Annotated in this window: 15 protein-coding genes; 8 read left to right on the forward strand and 7 right to left on the reverse strand. The window is 71.5% G+C overall.

Features of this window, described 5'->3' with window-relative positions; all coding sequences use genetic code 11:
* On the reverse strand, positions 1–950 hold a 950-nt coding region (locus tag VF647_05345; protein HEX8451499.1), incomplete at its 3' end, for a M2 family metallopeptidase.
* The gene (locus tag VF647_05350) at positions 947–2,305 is read right to left on the reverse strand and encodes a dipeptidase (GenBank protein HEX8451500.1); all 1,359 of its coding nucleotides are present in this window, start codon (positions 2,303–2,305) and stop codon (positions 947–949) included. The genes VF647_05350 and VF647_05345, both read right to left, overlap by 4 nt.
* Positions 2,306–2,457: 152 nt before the next feature.
* Between VF647_05350 and VF647_05355 the strand changes: the two genes are divergently transcribed.
* Entirely contained in the window at positions 2,458–2,622 is a 165-nt protein-coding gene (locus VF647_05355; GenBank protein HEX8451501.1) for a hypothetical protein, read from the forward strand.
* Positions 2,623–2,764: 142 nt separating this feature from the next.
* Here VF647_05355 and VF647_05360 read toward each other — a convergent pair whose 3' ends face one another.
* Together VF647_05360 and VF647_05365 are read right to left on the reverse strand one after the other, a co-directional pair.
* Entirely contained in the window at positions 2,765–3,817 is a 1,053-nt protein-coding gene (locus VF647_05360) for a trypsin-like peptidase domain-containing protein (protein HEX8451502.1), read from the reverse strand.
* Positions 3,818–3,903: 86 nt separating this feature from the next.
* Positions 3,904–4,089 carry a hypothetical protein gene (locus VF647_05365; protein ID HEX8451503.1) on the reverse strand — a complete coding sequence of 62 codons (186 nt, stop codon included), beginning with the start codon at positions 4,087–4,089 and terminating at the stop codon, positions 3,904–3,906.
* Between the two features lie 123 nt (positions 4,090–4,212).
* On the opposite strand from VF647_05365, the gene VF647_05370 reads away from it, so the two are divergent.
* A complete protein-coding gene (locus tag VF647_05370; protein ID HEX8451504.1) occupies positions 4,213–5,220 on the forward strand; it encodes a DUF1028 domain-containing protein in 1,008 nt (335 codons plus the stop codon).
* Position 5,221: 1 nt separating this feature from the next.
* The gene (locus VF647_05375; protein HEX8451505.1) at positions 5,222–5,566 is read left to right on the forward strand and encodes a hypothetical protein; all 345 of its coding nucleotides are present in this window, start codon (positions 5,222–5,224) and stop codon (positions 5,564–5,566) included.
* A 104-nt stretch (positions 5,567–5,670) separates the two neighbouring features.
* Here the strand turns inward: VF647_05375 and VF647_05380 are convergent, their stop codons facing one another.
* The gene (locus tag VF647_05380; GenBank protein ID HEX8451506.1) at positions 5,671–6,987 is read right to left on the reverse strand and encodes a hypothetical protein; all 1,317 of its coding nucleotides are present in this window, start codon (positions 6,985–6,987) and stop codon (positions 5,671–5,673) included.
* A 4-nt stretch (positions 6,988–6,991) separates the two neighbouring features.
* Entirely contained in the window at positions 6,992–7,735 is a 744-nt protein-coding gene (locus VF647_05385; GenBank protein HEX8451507.1) for a hypothetical protein, read from the reverse strand.
* A gap of 204 nt (positions 7,736–7,939) precedes the next feature.
* Here VF647_05385 and VF647_05390 point away from each other — a divergent pair, with 204 nt between their 5' ends.
* Both VF647_05390 and VF647_05395 read left to right on the forward strand, forming a co-directional pair.
* Entirely contained in the window at positions 7,940–9,055 is a 1,116-nt protein-coding gene (locus VF647_05390) for a glycosyltransferase (GenBank protein ID HEX8451508.1), read from the forward strand.
* Positions 9,056–9,068: 13 nt separating this feature from the next.
* Entirely contained in the window at positions 9,069–9,296 is a 228-nt protein-coding gene (locus VF647_05395; GenBank protein ID HEX8451509.1) for a hypothetical protein, read from the forward strand.
* 299 nt (positions 9,297–9,595) lie between these two features.
* On the opposite strand, the gene VF647_05400 is transcribed toward VF647_05395, so the two are convergent.
* On the reverse strand, positions 9,596–9,988 hold the full coding sequence (locus VF647_05400) for a hypothetical protein (protein ID HEX8451510.1): 393 nt from the start codon (positions 9,986–9,988) through the stop codon (positions 9,596–9,598).
* A 299-nt stretch (positions 9,989–10,287) separates the two neighbouring features.
* Between VF647_05400 and dusB the strand changes: the two genes are divergently transcribed.
* From dusB to VF647_05415, 3 genes are read left to right on the forward strand one after another with little or no spacing between them, the layout of a single operon-like run.
* The gene (gene dusB, locus VF647_05405) at positions 10,288–11,283 is read left to right on the forward strand and encodes a tRNA dihydrouridine synthase DusB (protein ID HEX8451511.1); all 996 of its coding nucleotides are present in this window, start codon (positions 10,288–10,290) and stop codon (positions 11,281–11,283) included.
* Positions 11,280–12,041 (forward strand): nickel pincer cofactor biosynthesis protein LarB, encoded by a 762-nt coding sequence (larB, locus tag VF647_05410; GenBank protein HEX8451512.1) that lies wholly within the window; start codon positions 11,280–11,282, stop codon positions 12,039–12,041. Before dusB ends, larB begins: the two co-directional genes overlap by 4 nt.
* A gap of 26 nt (positions 12,042–12,067) precedes the next feature.
* Positions 12,068–13,990: a sensor domain-containing diguanylate cyclase gene (locus VF647_05415; protein HEX8451513.1), complete on the forward strand. Its 1,923-nt coding sequence runs from the start codon at positions 12,068–12,070 to the stop codon at positions 13,988–13,990.
* Positions 13,991–14,227: the final 237 nt, after the last annotated feature.

The raw sequence follows: 14,227 nt of genomic DNA on the forward strand, positions 1-14,227 counted from the left end.
CACAGGATGCGCACGTCGCCCTCGCGGTCCACGTCGATGCAGAAGGCGTGCTGGTCCTTGCCCTCGCGCTCGTACAGGTCGCTGCGCGCGAGCACGTCGTCCGCGGGGAGGCCGATGCCGCGAAAGAAGTCGGCGGCGATCCGCACCGAGTCGTGGTCGCGGAAGACGTCGTCCAGCTCCACCGTGCCCACGCCGGGGGCTTCCTGGCCAAAGGGATCCTCCCAGTGCCAGGGGCGCAGCGCCTCGGCGGCGACGCCGAAGCGGACGGCGAGGCGCGCGTCCAGCTCGTCGCGGAAGCGGCGAAAGGGGGCGTCGGTGCGGTCGCGGAACTCGTCCAGGATGGCGAAGAGCCGCTCCTCGTCCAGCTCCTGCAGGCGCAGCTCCATCACGTAGTAGTCGGGAAAGCCGAGCGAGCGGGCCGCGGCGTTCCTGCGCCGCACCAGCTCGCGCAGCGGCTCGGCCACCTCGCGGCCGATCTGCTTGCTCGCCTCCCACGCCTCGCGCCGGGTGGCCACGTCGCGCTCGTCGCGCAGGACGTCCAGGAGCTGGTTGTTGGTGGCGCGCTCGCCGGCGAACGTGGCGCGGAACTCGGTGAAGGTCTGCTCCAGCTCCGTGGCGCGCCGCACCAGGTCCTCGATGGTCTCGGGCGGCAGCTGGTTGCCCGTGTACTCGTTGTCCAGCAGCACCAGCTGGCGGCGGAGCAGGGGATCGCGTACGTCGTCGCTGGCCAGCCAGGTGCGCACCAGGCGCGCGTGGGTCGCGTCCGCGTACACCGTCTTGTACGCGGCGCGGGCGCGGGCGGAGCGCTCGTGCGCCTGCGGATCGGCGCCGGTGGCGGCATCCCACGCCGCCAGGTTCGACTCGCGCATCAGCGGCGCGATGCGCTCCACGTGCCCGTCGACGAAGGCGCGGACCTCCGCCTCCGCCGTCGTCTCGCCCGGCAGGGTCACCGGAGCTCCTCATAGAGCGCGGCGATCGCCTCCGCGCCCACGTGGAAGTTCTCCACCGACATCCACTCGTTGGGCGCGTGCGCGTTCTCGCCCGGCAGCCCGAAGCCGATCAGCACCACCGGCGCGTTCAGCGTCTGCTGGAACGACTGCACGATGGGGATGGAGCCGCCCTCGCGGATCATCACCGGGTCCTTGCCGTAGGCACGGGCCAGGGCGCGCTTGGCCGCGTCGAACACCTTCCCCTCCGGCTCCGCGAACCAAGGCTGCCCGCCGTGCAGCGCCTCCACCTCCACCGTGACCCCTTCCGGCGCCAGCGACTTGACGTGTTCGATGAAGATGCGCTCTATCTCCTTGTAGTCCTGGTCCGGCACCAGGCGCATGGAGACCTTGGCCATGGCGCGCGCGGGGAGCACCGTCTTGGCGCCCTCGCCGGTGTAGCCGGAGAGGAGGCCGTTGACGTCCAGCGTGGGCCGCGCCCAGATGCGCTCCACCGACCCGTACCCCGCCTCGCCGCCCAGCGCCGGCGCGCCGACCTCCTCGCGAAGACCTTCTTCTGCAAAGGGCAGCGCGGCGATGGCGGCGCGCTGCTCCGCCGTCAGCTCGCGCACGCGGTCGTAAAAGCCGGGGATGGTGATGCGCCCCTGCTCGTCGTGGAGCTGCGCGAGGATGCGGGCGAGCGCCAGCGCCGGGTTGACCACCGCGCCGCCGTACGCGCCGGAGTGCAGGTCCACCGACGGGCCCTGCACGCGGACCTCCATGTACGCCAGCCCGCGCAGCCCCACCGTGATCGACGGCAGGCCGGGCGCGAACATGGTGGTGTCCGAGATCATCACCGCGTCGCATCGCAGCCGCTCCACGTGCTCCTTGAGGAAGGCGCCCAAGTTCGGCGAGCCGACCTCCTCCTCGCCCTCCACCAGGAAGACGACGTTGACCGGCAGCGAGCCGTTCTCCGCCAGGTGCGCCTCCACGGCCTTGAGGTGGAGGTACACCTGCCCCTTGTCGTCCACCGAGCCGCGCGCGTAGATGCGCCCGTCCGTCACCACCGGCTCGAACGGGGGCGACTTCCACTCGTCGAGCGGCTCGGGGGGCTGCACGTCGTAGTGGCCGTAGACCAGCAGCGTGGGGGCCCCCTCGGCCCCGCGCCACTCGCCCACTACCACGGGATTGCCGGCGGTGGCGACGACGTCCACCGTCTGCAGCCCGACCTCGCGCATGCGGCCGGCGAGCCACTCGGCGGCGCGGGCGGTGTCTTCGCGGTGCTCGGACTTGGCGCTTATGCTGGGGATACGGAGCCAATCGATCAGCTCTTCGAGGCTGCGCTCGCGGTTGCGCTGCAGGTAGTCGGAAACGGCCATCGTCGGTGCGCTCGGCTGCGGTTCGGGTTGCTCCCTCGGGCGGAGGCGCCCGCGGACGGCGAATATAGTGCCCGCGCGCTGCTTCGCCACCGGCACCCGGCGGGCGCGTGGCTTGCACGGCGGGCACCCTTCCCAATCACCGGAGGTGCGCGATGGCGGCAGGCCCCGATCCCAACCGCTTCACCGAACGAGACCCCCAGGCCACCAACGGCGGCGTGGGCGACCCCAAGACCTCGCGCCTGGGCCTCTCCAGCACCGCGAGCGCCATCATCGCCCTCATCATCCTGGCGCTCGTCGCGGCGGTCCTGATCTTCTGAAAGAACAGCAATCTCACACAGAGACACAGAGCCACAGAGAGAGAGAAGATCAGGAGCACCCGAATAGAACCAGTTTCGGGTGCTCCTTGTTCCTCTGCAGTTCTTCCTCTGTGTCTCTGTGTCTCTGTGTGAGCCCTGTTGTTCAGGTGCTGATCTCGCTCAGTCGCAGGCGAATCTGGAGCCGCTGTGCCGCGCCATCGGGGCCGGGGCGGAGCACGGTGAGGGTCGCGGTCGTGCCCGCCTGCTGCGCGCGGAGGAAGCGGCGCAGGTCCCCGGAGGAGTTGATCGGCTGGCCGTTGATCTGGGTGATGATGTCCGCCACCTGGAGCCCGGCCGCGGCCGCGGGAGTGCCGCGCCCCACGTCGCGCAGGATGATGCCGCGCTGCACCGGGAAGCCGAACTGCGCCGCCATCTCCGGCGTGATGTCCGCCGGCACCACGCCGATGTACGCGCGCCGCACCCGCCCCGTCGCCACGATCTGGCGGGCGATCTCGTTGGCCAGGTTGATGGGGATGGCGAAGCCGAGCCCGCTCGCCGCGCCGCCGCTGGTGGGGTCGCGCAGCACCACCGTGTTGATGCCGATCACCTGGCCGCGCGAATCGAGCAGCGGCCCGCCCGAGTTGCCCGGATTGATGGCCGCGTCCGTCTGGATCAGCGGCTCGAACTGCTCGTCGATGCTGCGGTTGATGGCCGACACCACCCCCGTCGTCACCGTTCGCTCCAGCCCGAACGGGTTGCCGATGGCGATGGCCGTCTGCCCGACCGCCAGCCGGTCCGAGTCGCCGAGCGGGGCGCTGGGGAAGTTGGAGCCGGGGATCTGCACGACCGCGACGTCCACGCTGGGGTCGCGCCCGCGCACCGTCCCCAGCAGCATCTGCCCATTCTGCAGCCCCACCCGCACCGTGCGGCTGTTGCCAACGACGTGGGCGTTGGTGATGATCGTCCCGTTGCGGTTGACGATCACCCCCGAGCCCGATCCGCCCTCTGTCGCGATGCTGACCACCGCGGGCGTCGCCTGCCGTGCCACGCGGACCGCGATGTTGTCCTCCTGCTGCGGGGGAAGCGCGGCGATGGTCTGCTGCGGCTGCGCATCCAGGAACCCGCTCGGCGCGCCGCGGCTGACCATCCCCTGTCCCACCCCAATCCCCACGCCCACCGCGAGCGCGGCGGCGGTCACTTTGATGATGCCGGTCACTTGCCCCTCTTTTCCGGTCCGGGTGAAGGAAGATCGAACCTCTTTCGTCGCTGCATCTTCCGTGCACCCGAACGGGCCGCCGTGCCTCAGGCGGAGCCGTCTTCCTCCTCCGGCTCCACGTCCAGCGGCACGCCCTCGGTCACGCCGGGCACGTCCACGCGCAGGCCGCGCTTCACCCCCACGATGAACAGGAAGAGGCCCGCCGCGCCGATCATCATGTTGGTCTTGGAGACACGTTTCCGCGGCTCGTCCTTTTTGTCCTTCGCGGCCATTGGGGCGCCTCCGGCAGGGCAGGGGATTGAGAAGTCGATCACGGGGGCACGGGCGTGCAAAATCCCCGCCCGGCACGTAGCTTCCGGAAACGTCGTCAACGATCCACACGCACACGAACCCGCATGCTCCGCTCGCTGCGCATCCTGGCCATCGCCGCGCTCGCCCCCGCCAGCGCCGCCGGGCAGGGAACCTCGCCCATCCGCCCCGTCGCCACCTACTCGATCGTGGCGCGCGACTCCGCCACGGGGGAGATCGGGGTGGCGGTGCAGTCGCACTGGTTCTCGGTGGGCACCGCGGTGCCGTGGGCCGAGGCGGGCGTGGGCGCCGTGGCCACCCAGTCGTTCACGGAGCCTTCGTACGGCCCGCTGGGCCTGGAGCTGATGCGGATGGGCCGCAGCGCCCCGGAGGCCCTGCGCGCCCTGGTATCCACCGACGCGGACTCCGCCGTGCGGCAGGTGGCGATGGTGGATGCCCGCGGGCGGGTGGCCGGCTACACCGGGAAGCGCAACATCGTGGCGGCCGGCAACGTGAGCGGCGCGCAGTATTCGGTGCAGGCCAACCTGATGGACCGCGCCACGGTGCCGCAGGCGATGGCACGTGCCTTCGAGAGCGCCCGCGGCGACCTGGCCGACCGGCTGATGCAGGCGCTGGAGGCCGCGCAGCGCGAGGGCGGCGACATCCGCGGGCGCCAGTCGGCAGCGATGATCGTGGTGGGCCCCACCAATACGGGCCGCCCCTGGAACGACCGCATCGTGGACCTGCGCGTGGAGGACAACCCGGAGCCGCTCGTGGAGCTGCGCCGCCTGCTGACCCTCTCCCGCGTCTACCGCAAGCTCAACGAGGGCGACGCGGCCGTCACGCGCAACGACATGGCGGCCGCCGCTGCTGCCTACGGCGCCGCCACCAGCATCCTCCCCGACGCGGCCACCAACGGCGAGGCCGTCTTCTGGACCGGGATCGCCTACGCGAGCGCGGGCCGGGTGGACGATGCGCTCCCCTACCTGCGCCGCGCGCACGCCGTGCATCCGCGCTGGGCGGAGCTGGTGCGCCGCCTTCCGGCCGCGGGGCTCCTCCCCAACGATCCGGCGCTGGTGGAGCGCCTGGTCACCGGGATGGCGGCGCGCCGCTGACGTGACCGGCCCGCTCGCACGCCGCGTCGTCACCCACCTCCCGCTCGCGCGGCTGTGGGACGAGCACGCCTTCCTCCCGCACGCCCGCGCCCGCACGCTCTACGAAGACGACGCGGCGGAGCAGCTCGGCCACGCCCGCCTCGCCGTCGCCGAGCTGGGCGAGGCGCTGCGGTGGCTCCCCGCGGGCCAGGCGCGCGCCTTCTGGTCCCACGAAGCCGCCCCCCGCCTCATCCCGCCCGGCACCCCCCTCCTCGCGGGCGCGGACTACGGCTACACCGCCTCCCTCTGGCTCGCCGAGGACACCCGCCCCGTCCTTCTCCTCGAAGTGCGCGGCGAGGACGGCTAAACCGCATCTCACGCGGAGACGCGGAGACGCGGGGAGAGCACTCGAAGTTCTCTCTGCGTCTCCGCGTCTCCGCGTGAGGCATGCTGTTGTTTTCTTTTCTTCGCTTACAGCACGCCGCGCCCGTTGCCGACGCCGTCACCGGCCGCGACCGGGAGCTCCGAGCCGTCGCCCAGCATGCCGCTGCGGCCCACGAGCTGCGCGGCGAGCACCGTCTGGATCACGCCGGTGATGTTGTTGGTGGTCGCCTCCGGCGCGCCGGTCTCGGACCCGCTCGCGATCGTCACCAGGCGCGCCTTGCCCAGCGCGTCCGCGATCGACGGCGCGATCTGCGGGAGCATCTCGATCTGGCGGTAGCGGAAGTAGCTCTCGCCGCCGCGCTGGATCGCCTCGTTCACCTTGCGGATGCTCTCCGCCGTCGCCTCGGCCACGGTGCTGATGCGGATGGCCTCCGCCTCGGCCGTGGCGAGCGCCTGGATCTTGACCCGCTCGGCGTCCGCGCGCGCCTGGGCGAGCTGCGTCGCCTCGAGCTCGGCGATGCGCTGGTGCCCGAGCGCTTCCTGGCGCGCCACCTCGGCCTGCGCGATCAGCGCCGCGTTGGCCGCGCGCGTCTGCTCCAGCTCGCGCTGCTTGTTGCTGATCTCGCGCTCCGCCTCCAGCTCCGCCTCCTTGGAGCGGCGGGACTGCTGCGCGCTCACGATGTCCGCGTTGGCCTGCGCCTCGGCGGCGGACATCCGGCGCCGCGCCTCGGCCACCTCGCTCTGCACCACCTTGATGTTCAGCGAGTTGAACGCCAGCCCCAGGTCCGTGAGCTCGCGCGAGCACGCCTTGCGGATGATGATGGCGAGCGGATCGTCGTCGTCCTCCGCCGCGTCCACCGCGCGCGACACGGGAAGCTCGATCGGCGTGTGCTCCACCAGCTCCATCCCCGGCGTGCGGATTCCCGCCGGAAGGCGCGGCGCCGTCTTGGCCGAGAAGAGCTGGTCGTGCGTCAGCAGGTTGATGGCGCGCCGCCCCGAGCTGCTGAGGAGGTCGATCAGGATGTTGAGCTGCTCCGCCTCGGGCTTGGAGAAGAAGCGGTTCGCCGCCGTCTTGATCATCGTGTCCGTGTCGCCCACCGACACGATGGCGCTCGCCAGAACCTGCACCTTGATGGGCTGCGGCGTGCCGGTCTGGTCCAGGTCCGCCGTCTGGTCCGTGATGTCCAGGTCGACGTTGATCGCCTTGCTGGAAAGCGTGGTGCCCGTGGTGAAGAGCGGGATCTCCCACGACTTGCCGGGGCCGCGGTAGATGGCCGTGCGCCCGTTCAGCCAGCTCACCATGCGGATGGTGCCCGCCCCCACGCTGCGCAGGAACGAGTTGACGATCAGCGGAATGACAATCAGAACGCCGATCAGGATGACCGCGATTCCTGCAAGGTTCATCGTCCTAGCTCTCCTCTAATGATTTCACGCCGGCCGGATGGTCCGGCGCGGCCCTCGACACGACGCAGCGGTTCCGCGCGCCGTCCACCTCCTCCACCAGCAGCCGGTCGCCCGCGCGCACCCGCAGCCCCTTGTCCACGTCCGCGGGGCGAAGGGTGGCGAGCACCTGCAGCACCTGCCCGTCCACTTCCAGGGCGATCAACCCGCTGCCGCTCTCGTCGAACCTCGTCACCGCCGTTCCTGTGTCGAACAGCGCGCTCTCCAGCGTCAGCGCGGGCACGGACGCGAAGCGGAAGAAGAAGTTCCACACCGGCCTCACCGCCACCAGCTCGAAGGCGATCCCTCCCAGCAGCGCGAGCAGCAGAAGCAGCACCCCGCCCAGGTACGGCTCCCCCGCGAGCCCCGTGGCGCCCAGCCCCACCAGCACGCTGAACAGCACGCGCGGCGACAGGATCTGCCACGCCCACGCGTGCCCGCCCTGGCCGGTGTCGTGGTTGGCGTGGTTGCCGTGGTGCCCCGCGACGTCGTGGCCGCCGTGGTGCCCCGCCACGTGGTGCCCGCCGTGATGGCCGCCCAGGTCATGCCCCGCGTGGCCGCCGTGCCCGTGCCCCAGGTGGCCGCCGTGCCCGTGGCCGCCGCCGTGCGACACGTCGTGGCCGCCGTGCCCATGTCCGTGGCTCAGGCCGGACGCGGCCATGGCCAGGAGGCCCAGCGCTCCAAGGATCAGCGAAAAGAGGTAGAAGCTCATGCTCGGGGTGCGGTGCGGCCGCGCGATGCGTGCGGCCGACGACATGTACGGGGGAGGGAGACTTCCGGTTTCCGGCGGGATGCGCAGCCATCAATGTAAGGAGTGCGGCCCTCTGAGTCACCTTTTTCGATTTCGCTGGCACGGAACGCGAAGTGGCGACCGCCCGCCGAACCCCATTCCTCTCGACCAGACGCCCCGATCTCGTTGACGTTCTTCGATGTCCTGACGGCCGCCGCGCTCGGCGTGTACCTCGCGGCGGCGGGCGCGGCGTGGTGGGCGCTGCGCCGTCCCACGCCGCCGCCCAGCGACGCGACGCCGTTCGTCAGCGTGGTAGTGGCCGCGCGCAACGAAGCCGCCCGCCTCCCCGCGCTCCTCGCCGACCTGGCCGCGCAGACGTACCCGGCCTTCGAGGCGCTGATCGTGGACGACCGCTCCACGGACTCGACGGCGGAGCTCGTCGAAACGGCCGCCGCGCGCCACCCCGGCCGCTTCCGCCTCGTCCGCCAGACGGATGTCCCAGACGGCATCTCGCCGAAGAAGCTGGCCCTGCAGCGCGGCGTCGAAGCCAGCCGCGGCGAGATCCTCCTCCTGACCGACGCCGATTGCCGTGTTCCGTGCACCTGGGTGGCCGGGTTGGTGCGCTCCTTTCAGCCTGACGTCGCGATGGTGCTCGGATGCTCCGAATACGCCTCCGAGGGCTCCTGGTTCGAGCGATTCCAGGCGTTCGACTTCCTCACGCTGACCACCACGATGCTCGCGAGCGCCCGTCTGAGCATGCCGCTGGGCGCGTCGGGCCACAACCTGGCCTACCGCCGCGCCGCCTTCGACCACGTCGGCGGCTACCGCTCCGGCCTCACCCGCATCGCCGGCGACGACATGCTCATGCTCTACCTGATCCGCTCCGCGCCCGATCTGGGCCGCATCGCCTGGGCGGACGGCGCGGACACGCTCGTGCGAACCCAGCCCGTCCCCACGATGCGCGACTTCCGCAACCAGCGCGCGCGCTGGGCGTCCAGCGGGATGCACCACTTTCGCGCGGACGTGCGGGTGCTGGCGTACGGAGCGGCATCGCTCTACGCCAACGTCTTCGTACTGTGCGGGCCGCTCTTCGTGTGGACGGGGTACCTGACGTGGGCGGGATGGATTGCGGGCGTGCTCGCCAAGCTGGCCGCGGACCTCCTGGTGTACGCCACCGCGGCGCGCAGCTTCGGCCGCACCGGGCTGCTGCGCTGGCTCCCGCTCTGGTTCCTCGCGCAGCCCATCTACCTGACCGCGATGGCGGTGTGGGGAAGCCGCCCTCGTTTCCACTGGAAGCCCTGACAGGAGCAATCGCGTGCCCGAAGACGACTTCACGGAGCTCTCCGTCCGCGCCGTCACCACCGCCGCGCACGACCTTGGCCTCGATCCATCCCTCTTCGTAGAGGAGCTCGCGCAGGGCGAGATCGGCCTCCTCATCACCTACCTCCGCGCCGCCGCCCCCTTCATCGACGACGTGGACCTCCGCGCCCGCATCGAAGCCCTGCTCCACCGCCTGACCGCGTGGAGCGGAGCCGGCGAGTGAACTCGCTGCAACAAAAGCACAAAGTCCGCCTGCGCGGACTCCCGGTCTGATGCCTCCGTTATCCAGACGGCTTCAGCCGTCTTCGCGTGGTTCCAGCCGGGGGCTTCAGCCCCCGGTGATCGCGGCCGGGCCAATGTGAGCCGGCACCACCCCCACCGCGCAACCTGCGAAGGCAGGTTTCCCGCGGTTGTTGCAGCGGTTTCAACCGCCGGAACATCTGGATTCACCCGCCCCATCCCTCCACGCAAAAAAGACCCGGACGATCCCTCGCCCGGGCCCTCCTCACCTCCATCACCCAATCACCCCGACCGCGCCAGCCGCCTCGCAAAGATCCGCAACCCTTCCATGACGTCGTCCGCGTAGGCGGGCATCTCGCCGATCATGACCTCGGCGTCCTTGGGGAGGGCCAGCTCCAGCGCGTCGATGGCGCGTTTGATCGACTCGGCGCGGGCATTGCGGGCGCCGGAGTCGCCCGAGTGGGGGCTGAAGGCGCGTCGGCGGCGGACCTTGGTCTCGAACTCGTCGCGGCCCTGGTTGCTCACGGAGACCCAGCCATTGCGCTCGTCGATGAGCGAGCGCGACTTAAGAGCCCTCACCACGCGTCCATCCAGGTGATCCACCGGAACGGGGCCGGTCTGCCGCGAAAGGTAGCGCAGCAGGTCGGTCTGTTTTTCGTTTAATGTATTCGGCATGGGACAACTATATTACAGAAAACCCGGTTTCGCGCAAGAGCCCGCCGCACGCAAGGTTGGATCGAATTCGACCGCCATGTGCCACAAGCACGCCAGGGATGGCGCGCAATGTAACGGAAGCGCCGGGAACGGCCCAACTCGCGCACACACTGTCCGGCGATTGGCGCAATGAGCACGCGAGCGCTCTATGACGATATTGCAGCAAAGACGTGCACGGATGGACCCGCGCGACGCTCGTGCGTCACGACAGACCCGCGAATCGGGTTGAGAAAACCATTGGACTCAAGTAGTTTACCCGCATGAAACCGAATGCGCTGGACCTTCTGGCAAGCGGCACCGTCCCGCTCTACCTTGCGCCTCAGGCGGGCGTCAGCGAGTCCCCCTTCCGCCGGCTCTGCCGCCGCTTCGGGGCGGACGTAGTCGTGTCCGAGTTCGTCTCCGCCGAGGGGATCCGGCGGCACGACCGGCGCACGCACGGCTACCTCCGCTTCAACGACGAAGAGCGCCCCATCGGCATCCAGATCTTCGGCGGCGACCCCGTGGCGATGGCGGAGGCCGCGGCGCTGGTGGAGGAAGTGTACGAGCCGGACTTCCTGGACATCAACTTCGGCTGCCCGGTCAAAAAGGTGGTTACCCGCAACGGCGGCTCCGGCTGCCTGCGCGACCTGGACCTGGTGCAGGCGATCATCCGCGCCGTGCGCGCCGCCATCTCCATCCCGACCACGGTCAAGATCCGCAGCGGGTGGAGCGAGGACACGCGCAACCCGGTGGAGATCGCGCTGCGCTGCCAGGACGCGGGAGCCATGGCGCTGACGCTGCACGCCCGCAGCCGCACCCAGATGTACAGCGGCACGGCCAATTGGGATGAGATCGCCGCCGTCAAGGCCGCGCTCGACATCCCCGTGATCGGCAACGGCGACGTGTGGACAGGCGAGGACGCGCGGCGCATGCACGACCACACGAAGTGCGACGGCATCATGATCGCGCGCGGCTCGCACGGGGCGCCGTGGCTCTTCGGGCAGGCGCGCGCGGCGCTGGAGGGCCGCCCCGTCCCCGCCGATCCGGACCCGGTGGAGCGCTTCGGCATCGTCATCGATCACGCGCGCCTGGCGATCGCGTGGGAGAGCGACGAGGAAAAGGCGATGGTGGAGTTCCGCAAGCACCTGGGGTGGTACACCAAGGGTCTGCCGAACGGGCGCCTCCTTCGCCAGGAGCTCTTCGCCGTCACGCGCATCGAGGAGGCGGAGCGGCTCCTGGAAGGCTACCTGCAGCAGACGCAGGAGGTCGCGGCGTGACGCCGGAGCGCCTGCGCGCGCTCCTGGACGAGGTCGCGCGAGGGGAGACGGCGCCGGAAATCGCGGAGCAGCGGCTGCGCTGGACGCCCGCCGAGGAGCTGGGCTTCGCCACGGTGGACCATCACCGCGCGCTTCGCCACGGCTTTCCGGAGGTGATCTTTGGGGCGGGGAAGACCCCCGACCAGCTCGCCGCCATCGCGGAGCGCATCGCCGTGCGCGGCGACGGGCTGCTGGCAACGCGCGTGAGCCCCGAGGGCGCCGAGCGGCTCGCCGCCGTGCTCCCGGGCGTGGAGATCAACGAGCTGGGCCGCACCGCCTACCTGGCGCCCGCGATCCCCGCGCCGCGCCGCACGCGCGGCCCCGTGCTGATCGTCACCGCCGGCACGAGCGACCTCCCCGTGGCCGAAGAGGCGGCGGATACCCTCCGCGCCTTCGGCAGCCCCGTGGAGCGGCTGACCGACGTGGGCGTGGCCGGGCTGCACCGCATCCTCTCCGCGGGCGAGGTGCTGCAGCGCGCCGCCGTCGTCATCGTCATCGCGGGGATGGAGGGCGCGCTTCCATCGGTGGTCGGCGGGCTGGTGTCCGCGCCGGTGATCGCGGTGCCGACGAGCGTGGGGTACGGCGCGGCGTTCGGCGGGCTGGCCGCGCTTCTGGGGATGCTCAACTCCTGCGCGTCCGGCGTGACGGTGGTGAACATCGACAACGGGTTCGGCGCGGCGGTCGCGGCCGCGCGCATCAACCTCCTGACCTCGTCCTGACGATCTCCAGCGCCAACCGCTTCCCGGTGCCGATCCTCGTGGCGGGCGTGGCCTACCTGGCCGCGCTCCTCGCTCCGCGCTGGCTTCCGGAATGGGGCGCGTGGGCCGCGGTGCCCGTGCTGGCGGGGATCGCGGCGTGGGCGTACACCCGTGTCCCCCGCGCCTTTGCCGTCCTTGCCGCCTGGCCCGCGATCCACCTGCTGCTGCTCGCCACGGGCTCGCTCGCCTCGCCGCTGATCGCGCTGGCGGGCGTCTGGGCGTACCTCCTGCTGCGCGAGCGGGAGGATTGGACGCGCCCCGCGGCCGCCGCCGCCGCGCTCCTTGTGCCGTTCGTGGCGTGGCTGTTCGGGGGAACGGTGGCGTGGATGGATCTCCTTCGCCACGCGCTGGTGATGGGTGCCGGCGGGGCGCTCGCACTCGTCTCCGTACCCGCGCGCCGCGCTTCGGCGGACCCGGAGGCGCCCGCCAGAAAGGCCGCGCGCACCGAGGCCGCCGTGTCCGACGCGGAGCTGACGGAGGCGGCGATGGAGCTGGTGCGCCGCGCGACGGACGCGCAGGAGGCCGCGCTCTGGAAGATGGATGCGGACGAAGGCACCGCCCAGCTCCGCGCCCGCGCCGCTCCCGACGGCCTCGCCGAGCCCGAGCCGCGCGTCTCGCTGGAGGGGCATCCCTTCCGCTGGGCGATCGACGAGCAGATGCCCGTCCACCTCCAGCGCGGCCGGCGCGACCTGCCTTCGCCCTGGGCCGCGGAGATGCTCCTCGTTCCCGTGGAGCTCCCGCTGGGCGTCCTGGCGCTCGCTTACCCCGGCGTCGTCCCCCCCGGCGCCGAGGCGACCGCGCTGGCGGCGGCGAAGCACCTCTCCGCCCTCGTCTCGCTCCTGCGCATGCGGGCCGACTCGTCGCGCTCCGAGGCGCGCACGGCCGCGCTGCGGACTGCCGTCCTGGCGCTCCCGGGGGAGTTGGAGCTGGAGCCATTCGCGCGGCAGCTGGCCGAAGCGGTGCGCGCAGGATTGGGCGCGGAAGGCGCGGCGGTGGCGCTGGCCCCCGGCGTGAGCGGTCCGTTCGGGCGCATCCTGCACATCGCGGCGGAGACGGGCCGCGCCCCCCGCGCCGCCGCCGAGTTCGGGGACGGCGATTCGCGGGTGGCGCTCAGCATCAAGCACGGCGTGGACCTGTCGTACCGCGACCTGCGCGGCGAGAGCGAGCTGCTGCCGCTCCTGGCGCCCGGCGAGATGTGGGTGTCGCCGCCGCGCTCCGCCGCCGTCATCCCCCTGGTAGCGGACGGGGAGCCGCTGGGGGCCGTCGCGGCGTGGCACCCGGACCCGGCCCGCTTCGGGCCCAAGGAGATGGAGCTGCTGCGAGACCTGCGCTCCATCGCGCCTCCTCCGCTGCGCGGCGGTCTGAAGCTGGACCGCGTGGAGCAGCTCGCCGCCACCGATTCGCTCACCGGCCTGCCGAACCGCTCCACGTTCGAGAGCCGCGCCTCGACCGCGGCGGCGTACTTCGACCGCTACGCGCGTCCCTTCAGCATGCTGATGCTGGACGTGGACTTCTTCAAGAAGTTCAACGACACGCACGGTCATGAGGTCGGCGACCGCGTCCTGAAGCACGTCGCCGACCTGCTGCGCGCCGGCGTGCGCGACGTGGACCTTCCCGCGCGCCTCGGCGGCGAGGAGTTCGTGGTGCTGATGCCGGAGACGTCGCTCAAGCAGGCGGGCGACGCCGCCGAGCGCATCCGCCGCAGCATCGAGGCGCGCCCGCTGATCTTCGGCGGCCAGCCGCTGCGCATCACGGCGTCCGTGGGTGTGGCCGCCTGCCCCGAGTGCACCCCCGCCGCCGCCGACCTCCTGAAGCTGGCCGACGAGGCACTGTACCGCGCCAAGGCCGGCGGCCGCAACCGCGTGATGCTGGCGCCCAAGGCGGGGCGCGCGCCGGAAGTGGAGATGTGAGGGCGGGGCCACCTGGGCCCCCTCCCCCGCTCGTCACCTCGCGGCCCCTGCCCCCAAAAACTGCCTGGGGGAGGGGCGTTTTGGCGGGCGTTGGTGCGGGGGGCGCGGGGTTCGATGCGGGGCGGGGCACGGGCAGCCACGTGGGGCGGCCCCTACGGTGGTCGGTTTGCGATGCGGCGGGCGGGGTGGGGCGGGCGGTGGGCAGACACGCAGGTCTGCCCCTACGGAGTTCGGTGC

The sequence above is a fragment of the Longimicrobium sp. genome (assembly GCA_036387335.1).
Classification (GTDB): Bacteria; Gemmatimonadota; Gemmatimonadetes; order Longimicrobiales; family Longimicrobiaceae; genus Longimicrobium.

Bases quoted from the DNA above. Each gene is read 5' to 3' on its own strand.
- VF647_05350 (HEX8451500.1), bottom strand. From the start codon at position 2,305: ATGGCCGTTTCCGACTACCTGCAGCGCAACCGCGAGCGCAGCCTCGAA.
- VF647_05400 (HEX8451510.1), bottom strand. From the start codon at position 9,988: ATGCCGAATACATTAAACGAAAAACAGACCGACCTGCTGCGCTACCTT.
- VF647_05380 (HEX8451506.1), bottom strand. From the start codon at position 6,987: ATGAACCTTGCAGGAATCGCGGTCATCCTGATCGGCGTTCTGATTGTC.
- VF647_05365 (HEX8451503.1), bottom strand. From the start codon at position 4,089: ATGGCCGCGAAGGACAAAAAGGACGAGCCGCGGAAACGTGTCTCCAAG.
- VF647_05355 (HEX8451501.1), top strand. From the start codon at position 2,458: ATGGCGGCAGGCCCCGATCCCAACCGCTTCACCGAACGAGACCCCCAG.
- VF647_05370 (HEX8451504.1), top strand. From the start codon at position 4,213: ATGCTCCGCTCGCTGCGCATCCTGGCCATCGCCGCGCTCGCCCCCGCC.
- dusB (HEX8451511.1), top strand. From the start codon at position 10,288: ATGAAACCGAATGCGCTGGACCTTCTGGCAAGCGGCACCGTCCCGCTC.
- VF647_05385 (HEX8451507.1), bottom strand. From the start codon at position 7,735: ATGAGCTTCTACCTCTTTTCGCTGATCCTTGGAGCGCTGGGCCTCCTG.